The sequence below is a fragment of the Aquimarina sp. AD10 genome (assembly GCF_003443715.1).
GTDB classification, from domain to species: Bacteria; Bacteroidota; Bacteroidia; order Flavobacteriales; family Flavobacteriaceae; genus Aquimarina; species Aquimarina aggregata.
This window is the reverse complement of the sequence record NZ_CP031965.1, coordinates 3,896,998-3,915,138: the sequence shown is the minus strand read 5'-3', so window position 1 is coordinate 3,915,138 and position 18,141 is coordinate 3,896,998. Positions and strand designations below refer to the sequence as shown.

Sequence of the window (18,141 nt, the reverse complement as noted above, 5' to 3'; positions counted from 1 at the left end):
CATTAGTAATATGCTATATCCCTTAAAATTTCATCCTATTTTAAAAGAAAAAATATGGGGTGGTAATAAGTTGAAAACCATCCTCCACAAAAAAACAACTCAAGAAAATGTTGGAGAAAGTTGGGAGATTTCTACAGTAAACGAACAGATTTCCATAGTTTCTAATGGGCAGTTTGAAGGGAAAAATTTAAAAGAACTTATTGAAGAGTTTAAAGGAAAAATACTTGGAGAAAGAGTTTATCAAGAATTTGGAGATCAGTTTCCTTTATTGATAAAGTTTATCGATGCTAAAACAGATTTGTCTGTTCAGTTACATCCAAATGATGAACTAGCAAAAAAAAGGCATAATTCTTTTGGTAAAACAGAAATGTGGTATGTAGCACAAGCGGATGAAAATGCGAAATTGATTATCGGTTTTAATAAAGATACTAATAAAGAAGAATACGAAGATTTTTTAAACAAAGGTAAAATAACTGAATTGTTAAATTTTGAAGAAATTTCAGAAGGAGATAGTTATTTTATTAATGCAGGAAGAATTCATGCAATAGGTGGAGGATCCTTAATAGCCGAGATTCAACAGACCTCGGATATTACGTATAGAGTATATGATTGGGATAGACAAGATAAAGAAGGAAACTACAGAGAGTTGCATACAGATCTCGCATTAGATGCTTTAGATTTCAAAGCAGAAGATGATTTCAAATTAAAATACGCTTTAGAAAAAAATAAAGTAAACCAATTAATATCATCAAAGTATTTTACTACAAATACTTTAAGTATCGATCAAAGTACAGAAAGAACATATAAAGATTTAGATTCTTTTAAAATACTAATGTGTGTAAGAGGAAAAGGTGAAATAAAAACAAATGAAATCACTACGACAATTTCACTCGGAGAAACGGTTCTAATTCCCTCAAGAATTGATAATCTGTTTTTAGAAAATGTTAGCAACGAGATGAAACTCTTAGAAGTTTATATTAAGTAAATAGAAAAACTACCAATTTAAAATAATTTCAAAATTATTAGTAAGTGCATGGTAAACATCTTGATAACAGGAGGAGCAGGCTTTATAGGATCTAATTTTATTCCGTATTTTTTGGATATGAATCCAGATAAGTATATTGTAAATATTGATAAATTAACATATGCAGGTGATCTAAATAATTTAAGCGATGTTGAAGACCATAAAAACTATACTTTTATTAAAGGAGATATTTGTGATAGAGAATTACTACTCTCGCTTTTTAAAAAATATGATTTTAAAGGAATAATACATTTTGCAGCAGAATCACACGTCGATAATTCGATTACTAGTCCTGATGAGTTTATTAAAACTAATGTTTTTGGGACTTTTACTTTGATTGATGTAGCAAAAAATCATTGGATGCAATCTCCACATCAATATAAAGCCGATTATAAAAATTGTCGTTTTCATCACATCTCAACAGATGAGGTTTACGGGACATTAGGAGATAAAGGACTATTCAAAGAAACTACGCCTTATGCACCTAACAGCCCCTATAGCGCATCTAAAGCTTCGTCAGATTTTATCATAAGAAGTTATTTTCACAGCTATGGTATCAATGTGATAACTACTAATTGTTCTAATAATTATGGACCCAAACAACATGACGAAAAACTGATTCCCACTATCATAAGAAAAGCATTAGCTCAAGAAGGAATTCCTATTTATGGAGATGGAAAAAATATTCGAGATTGGTTGTATGTATTGGATCACTGTAAAGGGATTGAGCTGGCATATAAAGAAGGAATATCTGGTGAAACGTATAATATTGGCGGAAGAAACGAACACAATAATAATTACATTGCTTTAAAAATTTGTGATTTATTGGATAAAAAAAAGCCTAGAAGTAATGGGGTGTCGTATAAAGAATTGATTACCTACGTAAAGGATAGACCCGGTCATGATTTACGTTATGCAATTGATGCATCAAAAATCGAAAATGAACTGGGTTGGCAAGCTAATGAAAATTTTGATTCTGGAATTAAAAAAACAGTAGTTTGGTATTTAGAAAAATATTTATAAGATCTAAGATACAGTCTATCGATAGATGTTTTTACAATTAAAAAATGAAAGGAATAATTTTAGCAGGAGGATCAGGAACAAGATTACATCCACTTACACTAGCTGTGAGTAAACAACTAATGCCAGTATATGATAAGCCTATGATATATTATCCACTGTCTACTCTTATGTCTGCAGGGATTAGAGAGATTCTTATTATTTCTACTCCACAAGATGTTCCGTTGTTTAAAAAACTTTTAGGAGATGGTGAAGTTTATGGTTGTAGATTTGAATATGAAACGCAAGAGAAGCCAAATGGCTTGGCAGAAGCATTCATTATAGGAGAAAAGTTCATAGGCAATGATAAGGTTGCACTAATATTGGGAGATAATATCTTTTATGGTTCTGGTTTGGAAACACTTTTAGAGAGGAATAACGATCCGGACGGCGGGATTATTTATGCATATCACGTGCAAGACCCACAACGCTATGGAGTAGTAGATTTTGATACTAATGGTAATGTGATTTCTATAGCAGAAAAACCACTTGAACCTAAATCAAATTATGCAGTTCCAGGAATTTATTTTTATGATAATGACGTTGTAGAAATTGCAAAAACAATAAAACCTAGTAAAAGAGGAGAGCTTGAAATAACAGATGTAAATAATGTATACCTTAAAAAAGGAAAGTTAAAAGTAAGTATACTTGATAAGGGAACAGCGTGGTTAGATACAGGAACCTTTAACTCATTAATGCAAGCATCGCAATTTGTGCAGGTTATTGAAGAAAGACAAGGGCTTAAAATAGGGGCTATAGAAGAAATAGCATACAAAAAAGGGTTTATTAATAAGAAAGAACTTCATAATTTGGCACAACCTTTATTGAAAAGTGGTTACGGTCAATATTTATTACAATTATATTAAGATGGAAATTGAACCCAGTTTTATAAAAGGATGCTTTGTTATTAAACCAAAGGAGATTAAGGATAGTAGAGGCTCTTTTTTTGAGACGTTTACTAAAAAAAAGTTTTATGAAGTAACAGGTCTGCGAACGGACTTTGTGCAAGACAATCAGTCAATCTCAAAGAAAGGAGTATTAAGAGGTTTGCACTTTCAAAAAGGAACCCATGCGCAGGCAAAGTTAGTAAGAGTAATTTCGGGAGAAGTATTAGATGTTGTTGTTGATTTGAGGTTTAATTCTGAAACATACGGAAAGCATTTTTCGATTGTTTTGAACGATAAAAACAATTTTCAATTATTTATTCCCAGAGGGTTTGCGCATGGATTTATCACATTGAGTAAACATTCTGTTTTTTCTTACAAATGTGATAATTATTACCATAAATCAGCAGAATCTGGGATTATCTATAATGACCCAAAATTAAATATTAATTGGAGATTAGACGATTCTGAAATTCAATTATCAGAAAAAGATAGAGAATTATCTTTTTTCAAAAACATAGATGTACAGGATGTCTAAAGAACAGGATAAAACAAAAATTCTTGTTACAGGTGCGTCAGGGCAATTGGGACAATGTATTCAAAAAATAGAAGAAAACTATCCTAGTTTGAAAATGCACTTTACCGATTCACAAGCATTGAATATTACAAAAAAAAGGGAAATAGAACATTTTTTTGTAGACAAATCATTTGATTTCGTAATTAACTGTGCAGCCTATACTAATGTTGAACAGGCCGAAAAAGAGTCTGAGAAAGCATTTTTGGTTAATGCCGAGGGGGTTAAAAATCTGGCAGAAGTATGTAAAGAGCAGAACTCTACTTTGATTCATGTTTCTACAGATTATGTTTTTGATGGGAAAAAACAATCTCCTTATACAGAAGAAGACATCCCTAACGCTATAAACGAATACGGAAAATCTAAACTGAAAGGAGAGCAGTATATTCAGAATATTTGTCGGAAATACTTTATTATTAGAACTTCCTGGTTGTATTCAGAATTTGGGAACAATTTCTTGAAAACAATATTAAAAAAAGCAGAAGAAGGAGAAGAGCTCACAATTACGATCTCAGAAACTGGTACTCCTACCAATGCCAATGATTTGGCTAAGTTTATAATAGAAGTAATTCTTACGAATACTTATAGATATGGGATTTATCACTACAGCAATCTAGGCGAAGCAACCTGGTACGACTTTGCAAGTAAAATTTTAAGCGTTTTGGGGAAACTGGAATCTGTAATACTAAAAAAAACAGATAATTATTCTACTTTTGCACCTAGACCAGAATATAGTATTTTAGATATGGTAAAAACCAAACAAACTTTTTTTGTTTCACCAATTAAATGGGGTAGTAGCCTTAGCAAATTTTTAAAGAAACAACTTCTTTCAAAATTAAATTAAATAAACTCCTAAATGTCATTTAATTCATTACCTTTTTTAGTATTTATATTGCTTTTTTTTCTCTTTTGGTTTAAACTAAAGAAAAAAACAAATATAAAATATCTGTGTTTAATAGTAAGCTCATTTATATTCTATGGATGGTGGGATTGGCGATTTTTGTTTTTGATTGTTTTTAGTGGATTTGTTGATTTTTTTGCAGCTATACTCATTAATGGCTATAGAAAACATGCAAAGTTATTTTTAATACTTTCTTTCTTTGTTAATTTAATGAGTTTAAGTGTTTTTAAATATAGTAGCTTTTTAGCAGATCAGTTTGAAAACATTTTTGAAATATTTTCAATTTCTATACAGCTCAAAGACAAGCTCCCAGAGTTCACTTATATTCTACCAGTTGGAATAAGTTTCTATACATTTCAATCTATGAGCTATACAATAGATGTATATAGGAAAAATTTAAAACCTACTAATAATGTTTTGCATTTTTTCTCTTACTTAGTAATGTTCCCTCAATTAGTTGCTGGACCAATAATAAGAGCAAAAGACTTTTTAGAGCAACTTAATCGTGAAAGGAAGGTTTCAGGAATCGAGTTTTGGAATGGAATTAAACTAATCATTATAGGTTATTTTCAAAAAACGGTAATTGCAGACAATTTAGGTGTTTTTGTTGATCATGCTTTTGCAGGAGTCAATAATCAACCTGGTTTATATTGGTGGATCGTTATGCTATGTTTTGCTTTTCAAATTTATTTTGACTTTAGCGGGTATTCCCAAATTGCTAGGGGGTTAGCTAAGTTAATGGGTTATCATTTTAAAATGAACTTCAATCATCCTTATTTGGCAATATCTTTAAGAGATTTTTGGAATCGTTGGCACATTTCACTTTCTACTTGGTTTCGTGATTTTGTTTACATTCCTTTAGGGGGTTCAAAAAAAGGAAGATTAAAATCACATATAAACATGTGGATTACTATGTTACTATCTGGCTTATGGCATGGTGCAAATATTAACTTTATTCTTTGGGGAGGATTTCATGCAGCAGGTTTAAGTATAGAAAGAATAATTAAGCAATTTTTCACTAAAAGTAATATCAAGGTAGCCAGCTTCATTACGGGAGCACTTACAATAATATATGTACTAATTGCTTGGGTGTTTTTTAGGTCAACCTCTATAGAGCAAATAGGAACAGTTTTAGGTCAAATGTTTCAATTAAACTTGAATTACAATTTTATTGAGGAAAACATAAATCCATTAATATTTTTATTGCTTGCTTTTGTTGCGGAAGGAAGTTATTACTTTGAAAGAGAGGTTGCGTCATTTAAAAGATTTAAGAAACAGTATGACTTAGAAGTTTTTCAGTATTCGTTAATGATTTGTGCAATTGTATTTTTCAGAGGTCCTGAACAAGAATTTATTTATTTTCAATTTTAAAAATGAAAAAACAATACTTATATCGTTTCTTCTTACTAGTTTTGATCTCGGCAGTAGGGATTTTTGTTGTTGGAAAATTGAGGCCAGAACCTATTAGTTCACAGGTTCAAAAAGAAAAATTTTGGTCAGACAAGGTACATTCAACGAATAAATATGACCTAATTTTTGAAGGGGACTCTCGAATATATAGAGGAATAGATCCTAAATCGGTTTCCAAAGAATTAAAAGGCTTAAGAGTCTTAAACTTTGGTTTTAGTTCTGGAGGACATAATGAGCTAATTTTTAAAGAAGTTGAGAATAGGTTGAGAAATGATAAAATAATAGTTTTGGGATTAACCCCATATTCTTTAACTCCTAAAGCTCAAGCAAACAAGCACTATTTACAAGAAAAGAATAGATCTCAAAAAGATGTTTTTAATAGACGATTTATTAATCCTTTATTTTCATTTTTTGACCCAATTAAACCTACAGATGTTATTTACTATAATGATACAATTCCTGGATACTACGAAAGATTTAAAAAGAATGGATGGGTTGAGTCCAGAAAAATTCCATTCAATCCAAAAGCGGCTTTACCTGGGTATGTAAAAGATTTTGAGAGTAACATAGTTTCGGAAGATGTTCTAAAAAATCTATTTGAGCAAATTGAAAAATGGATACAGAAAGACATAAAAGTTTTTGCTCTGAGGATGCCAACTACCGAGGAAATGGAAAAGTTGGAAAATGAATTAAGTGGGTTTAAAGAAAATGAAATAAGAAAATCAATAGAGGAAATAGGTGCTAAATGGATAGAAGTAGATAATAGATATGATTATGTTTCATATGATGGTAGTCATTTGGATAGAGAGTCTGCAAGAATATTTTCGTCGTATATAGGAAGGAAAATTAATGAAGTGATCAATGAAAAATAAATTTTCTTTTAAATCTAAGTTTACCAGAAACATTATTACTTTGGTTACTGGTACTGCTCTGGCACAATCAATTCCTATAGCACTATCTCCAATTTTGACAAGGATTTACACTCCAGAAGACTTCGGAATATTGGCTACATATATGTCTTTGGCTGCCGTTATCTCTGTTGTTGTTTCCTTAAAATATGATGTTGCTATTATTATTCCTGAAAAAGATGAAGATTCGGCAGGTATTACTGTGTTGTCTATCGTTATTGCTTTTGTAATGAGCACAATAATATTTTTAATAATCTTTTTTTTTAATCAGGAGTTAGCTGTTTTTTTGGTTGAGAAAAATGACGATGTTCAGGTCTTCTCCAAATGGTTATATTTCATTCCTCTTTCAGTTCTTTTTATGGGAATTTTTAATGCTATTAGCTTTTGGTTTAATAGAAAAACACTATATAAAAGAATGGCGACTAGTAAGGTCATAAATACTGCTGGATTGACAGGAACTCAAATAGGCACAGGAGTTTTAGGTTATACTCCAATAGGATTACTACTGGGCTTTGTGTCGGGAAGAATTTTTTCTGTATTATATCTAGTCAATAAACTTAGAAGGGATAATGATTCAGTATTCGCTAAGGTAACCAGGAACAGTATGGTATTACTTATGAAAAGATATAAAAGATTCCCTTACTTCACCTTGCCTGCAGAGTTTATTAATGTTGTGTCCAATCAGTTGCCAATATTTGTAATTGGAAAGTTTTTTGGAGGTGCAATTCTAGGGAATTATTCATTAATGGAAAGGGTGCTCAATGCTCCAATTAGTCTATTGGGTAGATCTGTACTAGACGTTTTTAAACAAAGGGCTAGCGAAGATTATGTGAAGTATGGAAATTGTAAGGATATTTTTATAAAAACCCTTAAAACCCTAATGCTATTATCGATTTTCCCTACTATTTTATTGTTTTTTTTATCTCCTTTTATTTTTGGTTTTATTTTTGGTAAAGAGTGGTCAATGGCAGGGGAATTTGCACAGATTTTTTCCATATTATTCTTCTTCAAATTTACAGCAAGTCCATTAAGCTATATGTTCAATATTGCAGAAAAACAACATTATGATATGTTTTGGCAGATAGGATTGCTTATTTTTGCCGTAATTTCTTTTGTAATAGGAATTCATTACAATGATATTAAAACTGCTTTAATTTCTTTTGTAATATCATATTCTTTATTATACATGTTGAATATATACCTTTCATATTCTTTTGCAAAAGGAAATAAAAAATAAAAAGATGATTACCATTGTAGACTATAAAGTTGGAAATTTAGGCTCTATTCAGAATATGTTGAAAAAAATAGGGGCTAAATCTGAAATTACTTCTGATCCAAGCAAAATTAAATCGGCTACAAAAGTTATTTTGCCAGGAGTAGGAGCATATGATTCGGGGATAGAAAGCTTAAAAAAATATAATTTATGGGACATTCTTAATGAAAAAGCATTAGTTGAACAAGTTCCGATTCTAGGAATATGTCTTGGCGCTCAATTGTTATGCACAAAAAGTGAAGAAGGGGAACTTGATGGTTTTGGGTGGATTAATGCTGAAGTGAGAAGATTTGAGTTTAAAGATAAGATGTTAAAAGTACCACATATAGGATGGAACTATACAAGTTTACAAAAAGATAGCAAGTTGTTTAAGGGTATGTATCAAGATCCTAAGTTTTATTTTGTACACTCATTTTATATGGATGTTAATGATAATTCAGGTTTAACAAAGACAACATATAGTTTTGAATTTGACTCTGCGGTTGAAAAAGAAAACATAATGGGAGTTCAGTTCCACCCCGAAAAAAGCCATAAGTTTGGCATGAAATTATTAGAGAATTTTGTACGTGAGTATTAAGAAGTATGGCACTAAAAAGAATAATTCCTTGTTTATTATTAAGAGATAGTGGGCTAGTGAAAACAATAAAGTTCAAGAATTCTACATACATAGGTGACCCTATAAATGCAGTGAAGATATTTAATGAAAAAGAAGTTGATGAATTAGTATTTCTTGACATTGACGCTACTAATGATAGAAAAGAGCCCCCTTATCAATTAATTCATGATATCGCAACAGAATGCTTTATGCCATTTTGTTATGGAGGAGGAATAAAAACTATCGATCAAATACGTAGACTTATAGCTTCAGGAGCAGAAAAAGTAGCAATAAACTCAGAGGCTTTCTATAACCCACAGTTTGTTCAGGAGGCCGCAGTTGTTTTTGGTAGTTCTACTATAGTAGTTTCCATTGATTACAAGAAAAATCTATTTGGCAAACAAATGGTTTATGTTAATGGAGGCAGGAAAAGTACTAAGAAAGATCCGTTAACCTATGCTCTCGAAATGGAAAAACTTGGTGCAGGTGAATTATTTTTGAATTCGATTGAAAAAGATGGAATGATGAATGGATATGATATAGATCTGATAAAAAAAATTTCTGAAGAAGTATCAATACCAGTAATTGCATGTGGTGGAGCCGGGGAGTTAAATGATTTCAAAAATGCTTTTAAAGAAGGTAAAGCATCAGCAGTTGCAGCAGGAAGTTTATTTGTGTTTCAAGGCAAGAAAAGAGGTGTTCTTATTTCATACCCAGACCCCAAAGAAATAAAAGAAATTATTAAAGTATAAAACTCATTAAGGTTTTGTATTTACTATAAAACAAAATAAGTTTTAGTATTAATTTGATATACTGAAAAAAAGAATAAAAAAACAGATGGAAGAAAGAGAGTATCAAATATGTAATCGTTGTATCATGGATACAACAGATCCAGAAATTGTTTTTGATGAAAAAGGAAACTGCAATCATTGTAATGATGCTATAGAAAGAGCTAGAACAATGTGGTTTCCTAATAAAGAAGGAGAACAAAAATTAAAAACAATAGCAGAAGAAATAAAAAAAACCCAAAAAAACAAAGAATATGATTGTATTGTAGGACTAAGTGGGGGGGTGGATAGCTCTTATTTGGCTTATAAGATTGTGCAATTAGGATTAAAACCACTAGTAGTACATATTGATTGTGGTTGGAACTCTGAACTAGCTGTAAAAAATGTAGAAAATATAGTTAAAAAGTTAAATCTTGACTTACACACTCATGTAGTAGATTGGCAGGAGATGAAAGATCTGCAGCTTGCATATTTTAAAGCCAATGTAGCTAATCAAGATGTACCACAGGATCATGCTATATTTTCTGCATTGTATAGTTATGCTGTAAAAAATAGAATTAAATATGTGTTCAACGGAAGTAATTTTGCAACTGAGTGTATTTTACCAAAATCTTGGGGGTATATTAATTTAGATTATAAAAGCTTAAAATCAATACATAAAAAATTTGGTGCTAGAAGACTAAAAAAGTATCCACATGTTACTTTTTTTAAACAATATATTTATTTTCCATATCTACGCAGAATGAAGATAGTGCGCCCTCTTAACCTTATGCCTTTTCATAAAGATCAAGCGATTGAAATTATGAAGAAAGAGCTAGATTGGCAATATTATGGAGGAAAGCATCATGAATCTCGTTTTACAAAATTTTTTCAAGCATATTATCTGCCACATAAGTTTAATTATGATAAACGACGAGCGCATTTGTCTAGTTTAATTATTTCGGATCAACTATCTAGAGAGGAAGCCTTAAAAGAAATGAATCAAGAAATTTACCCTAATGATTCTCATATTGAAGATATGGAATATGTTGCAAAGAAATTAGGAGTGCCATTTGAAGAGTTTGAGCAAATAATAAACATGCCAAATAAATCTTATAAAGATTATGGAAATAATAAAAAATTATATGAGTTAGGGTTTAAAATTAGAAACTTTTTAAAAGGTAAATAACAAAATATTCCGAATTAAAAGAATTAGAATTATGTTTAAAATGTATAAATCTATCTATCCGTTATTAATACTTATTATCGTATTAAGTTGTGATAATAATGATGATGATATAATACCAGATGGTCCACCAGTAGCAAATGCGGGCGAGGATATTACCATAGAAGAACGATCAGAATTTGTTTTAGACGGCTCTAAAAGTAATGATCCGAACAATGATATTGTTAAATATGAATGGAAAGTTATTGATAATAAATTCGAAGACAATATCAATATATTCCCTAATAACAAAAATGATTCGATCAAGAACCTTATAACGATTCCTGATATAGGTGAGTACATATTTGAATTAAATGTAACAGACTCAAAAGGAGAGTCATCCAAAGATACGGTTAGGATAAAAGCTGTTTCTATACCTTGTGGAATAGAAGAGGATATAAGCCTTAAACTGCTGTCTGATAATAGTTTTGATAAACAAGATGATTGGGTTTTTGAAGTTGGTGAAAGAGGTAATTCTAGTGTTTCAATAACAGATGGTAAGCTGATAATAGATTCGGGAAATAAAGATGAGATTGTTGATGCATCAGCTACGTTAAATTTGGATAATTTAAATATAGCTACAAATTCTAAACTTTACTTTGAGATAGATATAGAAAAATTTAAGAGGCCGTATTTACAAGTTTCTGATTTTGATCCAAATGATTATTTATATACCAATATTGATATTGTTTTGTTTAACACTGTTTTAAATTTTAAAGCAAATTATATTCCATCATGGGGAAATGACAATGTAAGACCTAGAATTCGGTATCCATATTTAGATAATAAAAAAGTAATAATTCTTTATGATTTAGGGTCAAATGAATATTCTGTTTGTATAGATAATAGAGATATTTCATATTCATTAGAAGTCAACCCTAGTAGTAGCCCCAAAAATTATGTTAAAATAAGAACTAGACCAGATGAGGCATATCCAGTGTTTTTCAATAATATTATAATTTTAAAAGATTTAAAGATTTACACAGTTGAGTAAAATAAGAAAGCAAAAAAGAAAAATCTATTAATTAATTAAAAATGGATTTTAAGAAAATTATCACCTATGGAAATTTTGTGGCTCTTTTCGCTTTTTTTATGCCAATAAGTGAAAAGATATCTACATTGTTAATTTTTGTGTGTATACTAGCATTAGGTATTAGTTTTTTTTTGAAAAAAATAAAACTTAAACCAAACAAAGAAATATATATACTTCCTATAATTTTTATAGTCTATTCCGTTTCTATTTTTCTGTTTTCAGATGATTATCGTTTTAAATGGTTCGAGCAAAGAGCATCTTTGATAGCATTTCCAATAATTTTTTTAGGAAGAGGCAATATCGATTTTAAAAAAGTGCTAAAATTCTTTGTGTTTGGCTGCTTGATAGCCTATATAATATGTTTGGCAAATACTATTTTTAATTCTATTAACCTTATTGATGGCCAATTAACATTTAACCCTTTAATAAACACCTCAAAAGGTTTTTTTGAAGCTATCGTTTATGAAGGGAATTATTTTTTTGCCGAGCATTTCTCAATTTTAATTCAAACTTCTTATTTTGGATTTTATCTTACAATAGCTATATGCATTACCATTATATATAGAAAGAGTATTTTTAAAAGATACTCCATGTTTATAGTGTTCATTCTTTCACTAGGTGTGTTGCAAACTATGAGTGTTGCAGCATTTGGAGGATTGTTTATAGCTATTTTGTTTTTAACATTTTTTATAGTCAATAAAAGAAAGCACAAATTCATGATATATGGTGGAATAGGATGCTTAATTATTTTGGCATATTTCATTCAGCCAAGATTCAAGGCTTTGGTCAACGATGTTGTTAAATATAATATAGAACTTAACCCAGAAGAAAGGTATGGAGTAATGCTTAGATTTTTAAGTTGGGATGCTTCTGTAGCTATTATAAAGGATAATTTTGTAATGGGAGTTGGATTGGCCAATGCCCAAAAAGAATTAAACAAGAAATATGAAGAGAAACGATATAGTTATGCTTTAAGGGATAATTTAAATAGTCACAATCAGTTTTTGCAAATATTTGTTGAATGTGGAATGATTGGACTGATAGCTCTAACGATGATTTTCTTTTTTCTTTTTAGAAAAGTAGCGCATGTTCCTTTTGAAGAAAAAGTTTTATTATTTGTATTTACAACTTTGCTATTGTTTAACTTTATGTTTGAAAGTTATTTTAGTAGATATATTGGAATCTCTTTTGTGTCTTTTTTTTATTGCTTACTTATCACCACTAAAAATAAAAGAGAACTAGATGAAATTTATAGTTAATAGAACAAAATATATTAATGCTTGTCTTTTTCTTGTTTTCTTCGGTGTTTTGTCTATTATACACTTCAATTATATTATCAGGTTTGATAATTTTAATAATGTGTCTTATTATAGAAATATAACATTTTATTTTCATAGCGGAAGGTACTTCATAGCGTCACTATTTATTATTCTCAATGTTCTTTTTCTTTTGACAGCAAGGTTGTCGGGTTTTATGTATTCTATTATGAATTTAATACTCTTCTTTTTTGTTGTGCCAGCAGGTTTGGTTTTTGCTTCAAGTTCAGAAGTCTTGCCTAGCATATTTTTATATCATAACATCTTTTTTTATACAACATATTTATTTTCGAAAATTAAGTGGAATTTTAACTCTCCTACTTTAAAATTTCATCAATCAGGTCCTGTTTTGCTTACAATTACTGTTATAGGAATTATTCCATTCATAGTCGAATATGCTCCCTATATCAATTTAAAAAACTTACTTCTAATAGATGTTTATGAAACCAGAACATTGGTTAGTCAAAACATTAAAAACACTTATACAGCCTATACGTATTCTTGGTTTTCGAGAATGATACTCCCCATAATTATAGTTTTGAGCATTTATTTTGGGAACAGGAAAAATTTGATTTTATCAGTTTTATTACTACTTTTTCTTTATCTGTGTGGAGCTCATAAAATGGTCTTTATAGGGTTAATTTTTGTTTTAATTTTTTATAAATATGATTACTTAGAAAAAACAAGATATTTTCTGTTGGTAATGACCGGTTTTATATGCATTTCACTTTTAGCCACTTTGTTTTTCGACTTTACATATTTATGGGATGTATCTTTTAGAAGAGTACTTATTTTAACAGCACTATTGGATTATTGTTATTTTGATTTTTTTACATATAATGAGCCTTTATATTGGTCGCATTCATTTTTGTCCACTTTTGTAGATTATAAATACGATGTGCTTCCAGAATATGTTATAAGTGAAGTTTATTTTAATAAGCCTGATGTGAATGCTAACGTTGGTATTATTTCAGATGGATTTAAGAATTTAAGAACCTGGGGCATTCTTATTAGTATTATATTGACATCACTATATTTTTCAATTTTAAATTCATTAAATATTAGCCCTAAGTTTTTTGGATTGTTCGTACTATTAGTCTTTTCATTTTTGAACGGAGCATTAAGTACGATTTTATTGACACATGGAGGAATTTTGTTACTTTTATTAGCTATTTTTGTCCTCCAAAATACAAAACAAAGAATGGATTAATTTACAAGTAAATGAAGAAAGTTTGTCATTTGACATCAGTGCATGGTCGTTACGATAATCGTATTTTTTTTAAAGAATGTTGTTCTTTAGCCTCGAATGGGTATAAAGTTTGCCTTATAGTCGCAGATGGTAATGGGGATGAGGTTTTGGATGGTGTAGAAATATATGATGTAGGATCTAGCAGTGGAAGATTTAATAGATTTTTTAAAGCTACTAAAAAAGTATACAAAAAAGCAGTAGAACTCAATGCAGATGTTTATCATTTTCATGATCCAGAATTAATACCTTCTGGGTTAAAGTTAAAATCAAAAAACAAAAAGGTAGTATACGATGTCCATGAAGATTATAGAACGCAGATTCGAATAAAACCATGGATAAATAAGTTTTTAAGAAGGGTAATTTCTTTTTCCTTCGCAAAGTATGAAGATTATGCTATGAAAAGATTTGACGCATTATTAATGCCACAAACAAGAATGGTAGAATCTTTTAATCACCTTAATGAAAAAACAGAGTTTATTGCAAATAGCATAATAATAGACAATGATTTTGATTTAAACACCAAAGATTACCACAACAAACTATGTTTTCACCCTGGCACTTTATCTAAGGAAAGAGGGGTGTTAAATATGATAAATGCCCTTGGGTATTTGAACGAAGGAAAATTGATATTAGCAGGAAAATTTGGAAGTGAGAAATTATTTGAAGCATCAAAAAGCCTTGAAGGATGGAGTAAGGTTGATTATTTGGGTAAAAGACCATATTCAGAAATTAAAGAATATCACAAACAGGCAACAGTAGGACTGATTTTGTTTGAAAATGTGGGACAATCTCATTATGCATATACAGTTAAGCTTTTTGAATACATGTACTTTGGTATTCCTGTAATTATGCCAAATTTTGGAGATTGGGTGGATTTTAATGAACAATATAATTGCGGAATTAATGTTAATCCCGATAATCCAAAAGCGGTTTCAGATCAAATTAAATATCTAAACAATAATCCTGACTTGAAAAGAGAATTAGGAAACAATGGAAGAAAAGCTGTAGAAGAATCTTTAAATTGGGAAAATGAAGAAATAAAACTTATAAGACTTTATAACAGTCTTAATTAATGAGATACATTGTTGTGTGTCTTGTTGACCTTTTCTAGAAATAAAAGTTAACTTTGCATTTTTAATAATATTTATGAATAAAGAATTAAAGTTCGCAATTGTCGGTTGCGGAAGAATAGGAAACAGACATGCAGGCCATATTAGTAACAATGGTGTATTAAAAGCTGTTTGTGATATAGAGTTTGATAAGGCAAAAATGCTTGCAAAAGAGTATGGGGCAACACCTTATACTTCTATTGAAGAAATGTTGTCAAGTGAGTCAGATGTGGATTTGGTTGCGATATGTTCTCCAAATGGATTACATGCCAAACATACAGTTCAATCCTTAAAAGCAGGTTTTCATGTACTTTGTGAAAAACCAATGGCTATTAATGTTTATGATTGTGGAGAGATGATCAAAGAAGCAGAAAAAGCTAATAAGAGGTTGATGATTGTTAAACAGAATCGCTTTAATCCACCAGTAGAAGCAGTAAAAAAAATTGTAGACGAAGGAAAATTAGGAAAGATATATTCGGCCCAATTAAACTGCTTCTGGAATAGAAATCCGGATTACTATAAAAACTCTTGGAAAGGTACTCTTGATTTAGACGGGGGGACCTTGTATACGCAATTCAGTCATTTTGTTGATTTATTATATTGGATTGTCGGTGATGTTAAAAATGTAGAAGCTTTTGGAGGAAACTTTAATCATCAAGGAATAATTGAGTTTGATGATAATGGAGCTATTGCATTAGAATTCTATAATGGAGCCTTAGGAACAATTAATTATACTGTAAATAGCCATGGTAAAAACATGGAAGGGTCACTAACAATTTTTGGTGACAAAGGAACTGTAAAAATTGGGGGGCAATATCTTAATGAACTCGAATATCAAAATATTGAAGGGTATAAAATAGAAAACCTGGCAAAAGGAAACACTGCAAATAACTATGGCCAATATCAAGGGTCAATGTCAAATCATGATAAGGTATATGAAAACGTAGTTGAAGTACTCACAAATGATGGGGTAATTTCTGCTAATGGTTTTGAAGGTTTAAAAACAGTTGAGATTATTGATAGAATATATCAAAAAATAGAAGATAGAAATAAAAGTGTATAAAAGTCTAAAAATAGGAATCGTTAATTGCAAATTTGGCGAAAATGTAAAAGTTGTTGAGCCCGTGAACCTTTATGGTTGTGAGATTGGTGCTAACTGCTTTATTGGTCCATTTGTAGAGATACAAAAAAAAGTTACTATTGGATCTAATACAAAAGTTCAATCACATTCTTTTATTTGTGAATTAGTGGATATTGGGGATGATTGTTTTATTGGTCATGGCGTAATGTTTATTAATGACTTGTTTAGTGAAGGAGGACCAGCGGGAGGTGATCAATCTAAATGGAAATCTACTTCAATTGGCAATAATGTTTCTATAGGATCTAATGCTACAATATTGCCAGTATCAATTTGTGATAATGTAGTGATAGGAGCAGGGTCGGTTGTAACAAAAAACATCATAGAACCTGGAACCTATGTTGGAAATCCAGCAAGAAAATTAAAATAATTATCTATACAGGTTAAAAAAAGTATTATTATCTTAATTCTTTTTCCAATTATATATTAAATAATATAAGAACTCTTTAAAAACTAAAAAATGAATTTTTCAATAAAATATTACCTTTTACTTGCTTTGGGAATAGTTATTTGTTCATGTTCAGATGATAGCGAAAATGATAGTTTTATATTATCAGGAAAAATTATGACAAATAATGAACCTGTGAGTAATGTTACAGTTTCTGTTGATGGTTTTCAGAATTTTACAGTCACTACCGATGTAAATGGAGATTTTGAAATAAAGAATATTTCTAGTGGAGAAAAAAATGTAAAAATTAGTAAAAACTTTTCTTCACAATTAGGAGAATCATTTAGTGAAAAGAATTTCAATGTAGATATACAAGGAAATACTAATTTAGATAACATAACGCTACCTAACCCAGTTTATATAAAAATAACAGATAAGTCCACCTCCTCAATATCATTGGAATGGAATACTTCTAATGATTCAAATTTTAGAGAGTACAAATTATACAGGGATACAACGCCCGGACTAGATGAAACTACAGGAGAATTAATTTTTGTATCTACGGATAAATCTACCAATACTTTTGAGGATAAATATTTATCAGCAAGTAGAAATTATTATTACAGAGTCTATGTCATGGATAATTTGGGTTTGCTCGGGGGTAGTAATTTGGCTTCAGGTAAAACGGATACGATAGATTTGATTGTTAATGGTGATTTTGAAACTAATGGTATAGAATTTTGGGATTATGACCGCATTCATTGTGGAGCATATTATGAATTTGAACTTAAAACAGATACGGGATATAATAGCAGTAACTCAATTGAAATTGATAGAATAATTGGAACTGGACCTGGTATTTGTGTAATAGGTTTGGATCAGATAGGGCAAATCGAACCATATTCAGTATCGGCAGGTCAAGAGATAGAATTATCTTTTTATTATAAGTTAGAGGGAGGTCTTGCCAATTTTAGATTGGGTATTTGGGCCGAAGGCTACCCAGGAGGTATGACTTTAATAAGCAATTCTGGAAGCCTAATTGAGGCTAATGATTGGGTATATTTTTCAAAAGTTTTTCGCACATCATCCCTTTATGATAATGATAATGTTTTCCCTATGTATTTAACTTTAGGTTGGGAACTTCCTACTGTGAACTCTAAATTATCACTTGATAATTTAAAATTAGTTGGGGTTTAAAAAACACTTAATAGTAAGTAATTGTATTAGACAACAATTTACAAAACAATCCAAATCTAACATTTGTACAGGTCGATGAAGACGTTGACCC

The 18,141-nt window shown here is 30.2% G+C and carries 18 protein-coding genes; all 18 read left to right on the top strand.

What is annotated here, in order from left to right; translation table 11 throughout:
- The first annotated feature begins 10 nt into the window (after nucleotides 1-10).
- Nucleotides 11-985 carry a type I phosphomannose isomerase catalytic subunit gene (locus tag D1816_RS16260; RefSeq protein WP_118504194.1) on the top strand — a complete coding sequence of 325 codons (975 nt, stop codon included), beginning with the start codon at nucleotides 11-13 and terminating at the stop codon, nucleotides 983-985.
- Nucleotides 986-1,033: 48 nt separating this feature from the next.
- Nucleotides 1,034-2,047 carry a dTDP-glucose 4,6-dehydratase gene (rfbB, locus tag D1816_RS16255; RefSeq protein WP_118504192.1) on the top strand — a complete coding sequence of 338 codons (1,014 nt, stop codon included), beginning with the start codon at nucleotides 1,034-1,036 and terminating at the stop codon, nucleotides 2,045-2,047.
- A 44-nt stretch (nucleotides 2,048-2,091) separates the two neighbouring features.
- A complete protein-coding gene (gene rfbA / locus D1816_RS16250) occupies nucleotides 2,092-2,949 on the top strand; it encodes a glucose-1-phosphate thymidylyltransferase RfbA (protein ID WP_118504190.1) in 858 nt (285 codons plus the stop codon).
- A gap of 1 nt (nucleotide 2,950) precedes the next feature.
- Nucleotides 2,951-3,505, top strand: coding sequence for a dTDP-4-dehydrorhamnose 3,5-epimerase (rfbC, locus tag D1816_RS16245; protein ID WP_118504188.1), 555 nt, complete (start codon nucleotides 2,951-2,953; stop codon nucleotides 3,503-3,505).
- The gene (gene rfbD, locus D1816_RS16240) at nucleotides 3,498-4,385 is read left to right on the top strand and encodes a dTDP-4-dehydrorhamnose reductase (RefSeq protein ID WP_118504186.1); all 888 of its coding nucleotides are present in this window, start codon (nucleotides 3,498-3,500) and stop codon (nucleotides 4,383-4,385) included. Before rfbC ends, rfbD begins: the two co-directional genes overlap by 8 nt.
- A 162-nt stretch (nucleotides 4,386-4,547) precedes the next feature.
- The gene (locus D1816_RS16235; protein WP_158597688.1) at nucleotides 4,548-5,813 is read left to right on the top strand and encodes an MBOAT family protein; all 1,266 of its coding nucleotides are present in this window, start codon (nucleotides 4,548-4,550) and stop codon (nucleotides 5,811-5,813) included.
- A gap of 2 nt (nucleotides 5,814-5,815) precedes the next feature.
- Nucleotides 5,816-6,724: a hypothetical protein gene (locus tag D1816_RS16230; RefSeq protein ID WP_118504182.1), complete on the top strand. Its 909-nt coding sequence runs from the start codon at nucleotides 5,816-5,818 to the stop codon at nucleotides 6,722-6,724.
- Nucleotides 6,714-7,997 carry a lipopolysaccharide biosynthesis protein gene (locus tag D1816_RS16225; protein ID WP_118504180.1) on the top strand — a complete coding sequence of 428 codons (1,284 nt, stop codon included), beginning with the start codon at nucleotides 6,714-6,716 and terminating at the stop codon, nucleotides 7,995-7,997. Before D1816_RS16230 ends, D1816_RS16225 begins: the two co-directional genes overlap by 11 nt.
- A 4-nt stretch (nucleotides 7,998-8,001) precedes the next feature.
- Nucleotides 8,002-8,610 carry an imidazole glycerol phosphate synthase subunit HisH gene (hisH, locus tag D1816_RS16220; protein WP_118506276.1) on the top strand — a complete coding sequence of 203 codons (609 nt, stop codon included), beginning with the start codon at nucleotides 8,002-8,004 and terminating at the stop codon, nucleotides 8,608-8,610.
- A gap of 5 nt (nucleotides 8,611-8,615) precedes the next feature.
- Nucleotides 8,616-9,380 (top strand): AglZ/HisF2 family acetamidino modification protein, encoded by a 765-nt coding sequence (locus tag D1816_RS16215; protein WP_118504178.1) that lies wholly within the window; start codon nucleotides 8,616-8,618, stop codon nucleotides 9,378-9,380.
- Between the two features lie 124 nt (nucleotides 9,381-9,504).
- Nucleotides 9,505-10,584, top strand: a complete 1,080-nt coding sequence (locus D1816_RS16210; RefSeq protein ID WP_199729926.1) for an N-acetyl sugar amidotransferase — start codon at nucleotides 9,505-9,507, stop codon at nucleotides 10,582-10,584.
- A 31-nt stretch (nucleotides 10,585-10,615) separates the two neighbouring features.
- A complete protein-coding gene (locus D1816_RS16205) occupies nucleotides 10,616-11,614 on the top strand; it encodes a PKD domain-containing protein (RefSeq protein WP_118504174.1) in 999 nt (332 codons plus the stop codon).
- A gap of 41 nt (nucleotides 11,615-11,655) precedes the next feature.
- Complete coding sequence (locus D1816_RS16200; protein WP_118504172.1) at nucleotides 11,656-12,912, top strand: O-antigen ligase; 1,257 nt, start codon at nucleotides 11,656-11,658, stop codon at nucleotides 12,910-12,912.
- Nucleotides 12,913-13,138: 226 nt separating this feature from the next.
- Entirely contained in the window at nucleotides 13,139-14,179 is a 1,041-nt protein-coding gene (locus D1816_RS16195; protein WP_118504170.1) for a hypothetical protein, read from the top strand.
- Nucleotides 14,180-14,190: 11 nt separating this feature from the next.
- Nucleotides 14,191-15,291, top strand: coding sequence for a glycosyltransferase (locus tag D1816_RS16190; RefSeq protein WP_118504168.1), 1,101 nt, complete (start codon nucleotides 14,191-14,193; stop codon nucleotides 15,289-15,291).
- A gap of 73 nt (nucleotides 15,292-15,364) precedes the next feature.
- Nucleotides 15,365-16,390 (top strand): Gfo/Idh/MocA family protein, encoded by a 1,026-nt coding sequence (locus tag D1816_RS16185; RefSeq protein ID WP_118504166.1) that lies wholly within the window; start codon nucleotides 15,365-15,367, stop codon nucleotides 16,388-16,390.
- Nucleotides 16,383-16,835 (top strand): acyltransferase, encoded by a 453-nt coding sequence (locus tag D1816_RS26250; RefSeq protein WP_199729925.1) that lies wholly within the window; start codon nucleotides 16,383-16,385, stop codon nucleotides 16,833-16,835. The genes D1816_RS16185 and D1816_RS26250 overlap by 8 nt, the downstream gene beginning before the upstream one ends.
- A 90-nt stretch (nucleotides 16,836-16,925) precedes the next feature.
- Nucleotides 16,926-18,050, top strand: a complete 1,125-nt coding sequence (locus D1816_RS16175; protein ID WP_118504162.1) for a hypothetical protein — start codon at nucleotides 16,926-16,928, stop codon at nucleotides 18,048-18,050.
- Nucleotides 18,051-18,141: the final 91 nt, after the last annotated feature.

What these genes read in the sequence shown, in the direction of transcription:
- D1816_RS16260 (WP_118504194.1), top strand. Translation starts at nt 11, where the DNA reads ATGCTATATCCCTTAAAATTTCATCCTATTTTAAAAGAAAAAATATGG.
- rfbB (WP_118504192.1), top strand. Translation starts at nt 1,034, where the DNA reads ATGGTAAACATCTTGATAACAGGAGGAGCAGGCTTTATAGGATCTAAT.
- rfbA (WP_118504190.1), top strand. Translation starts at nt 2,092, where the DNA reads ATGAAAGGAATAATTTTAGCAGGAGGATCAGGAACAAGATTACATCCA.
- rfbC (WP_118504188.1), top strand. Translation starts at nt 2,951, where the DNA reads ATGGAAATTGAACCCAGTTTTATAAAAGGATGCTTTGTTATTAAACCA.
- rfbD (WP_118504186.1), top strand. Translation starts at nt 3,498, where the DNA reads ATGTCTAAAGAACAGGATAAAACAAAAATTCTTGTTACAGGTGCGTCA.
- D1816_RS16230 (WP_118504182.1), top strand. Translation starts at nt 5,816, where the DNA reads ATGAAAAAACAATACTTATATCGTTTCTTCTTACTAGTTTTGATCTCG.
- D1816_RS16225 (WP_118504180.1), top strand. Translation starts at nt 6,714, where the DNA reads ATGAAAAATAAATTTTCTTTTAAATCTAAGTTTACCAGAAACATTATT.
- hisH (WP_118506276.1), top strand. Translation starts at nt 8,002, where the DNA reads ATGATTACCATTGTAGACTATAAAGTTGGAAATTTAGGCTCTATTCAG.
- D1816_RS16215 (WP_118504178.1), top strand. Translation starts at nt 8,616, where the DNA reads ATGGCACTAAAAAGAATAATTCCTTGTTTATTATTAAGAGATAGTGGG.
- D1816_RS16210 (WP_199729926.1), top strand. Translation starts at nt 9,505, where the DNA reads ATGGATACAACAGATCCAGAAATTGTTTTTGATGAAAAAGGAAACTGC.
- D1816_RS16205 (WP_118504174.1), top strand. Translation starts at nt 10,616, where the DNA reads ATGTTTAAAATGTATAAATCTATCTATCCGTTATTAATACTTATTATC.
- D1816_RS16200 (WP_118504172.1), top strand. Translation starts at nt 11,656, where the DNA reads ATGGATTTTAAGAAAATTATCACCTATGGAAATTTTGTGGCTCTTTTC.
- D1816_RS16195 (WP_118504170.1), top strand. Translation starts at nt 13,139, where the DNA reads ATGAATTTAATACTCTTCTTTTTTGTTGTGCCAGCAGGTTTGGTTTTT.
- D1816_RS16190 (WP_118504168.1), top strand. Translation starts at nt 14,191, where the DNA reads ATGAAGAAAGTTTGTCATTTGACATCAGTGCATGGTCGTTACGATAAT.
- D1816_RS16185 (WP_118504166.1), top strand. Translation starts at nt 15,365, where the DNA reads ATGAATAAAGAATTAAAGTTCGCAATTGTCGGTTGCGGAAGAATAGGA.
- D1816_RS16175 (WP_118504162.1), top strand. Translation starts at nt 16,926, where the DNA reads ATGAATTTTTCAATAAAATATTACCTTTTACTTGCTTTGGGAATAGTT.